Here is a 598-nt window from a genome sequence, read left to right as displayed (position 1 = left end):
AGCGTTACACGTCACTATGAAATTAAGCATCGCTACATTAATCCTATTATTTTCAACATTTTGCTTTGGAGGCAGCATGGAGCAAGGGAAAGCCGAATCACAACAACTCATGGATGCCGTATTGCCATTGGCAGAGCAGCTGCTAGCCCAGCATGGTGAGTTCTTCCCCTACGGAGGTGCAATGACGCCATCCGGAGAAATAGTTAGTGTTGCAGCTTACGATGGTGATGAGCACCCTCCATCATCTGAAGTTATCTCAATGCTTCAGCAGGCCTTCATCTCAGCAGCACAGTCAGGGGAATATAAAGCCACCGCCTTAGTCTATGATGTCCGTGTCCCGTTACCAGAAACCGGCGAAAAGTCAGACGCTATAGCAATCGCTCTAGATCATGAGTCTGGTTACTCTGTTGTAGTGCTCCTGCCATATCAGCTCACAGAGCAAGAGCTTAGGTTTGGCAATATCTTTGCGCAGGCAGGAGATAACGGTGTTTTTAAATAGTCCGCAACGTGTAACAAGTGCAGGCAACATCGCCCCTTCGGGGCTGGACCTCCATTCCGCAGCTTCGCTGCTCCATTGCGGCCGTTGCTGCAGGCGTTA

Annotated in this window: 1 protein-coding gene; it reads left to right on the top strand. The window is 49.7% G+C overall.

Annotated features, from left to right (window positions below; translation table 11 throughout):
• Nucleotides 1–499, top strand: a 499-nt coding sequence (locus tag NOG12_RS13265; protein WP_313933517.1) for a hypothetical protein, incomplete at its 5' end; no start/stop codon positions are given.
• Between the last annotated feature and the right edge of the window lie 99 nt (nucleotides 500–598).

Origin of the sequence: Pseudidiomarina fusca (assembly GCF_032227045.1) — a bacterium.
GTDB classification, from domain to species: Bacteria; Pseudomonadota; Gammaproteobacteria; order Enterobacterales; family Alteromonadaceae; genus Pseudidiomarina; species Pseudidiomarina fusca.
The sequence above is the reverse complement of the archived record's forward strand: the minus strand, read 5'-3'. Positions and strand labels throughout refer to the sequence as shown.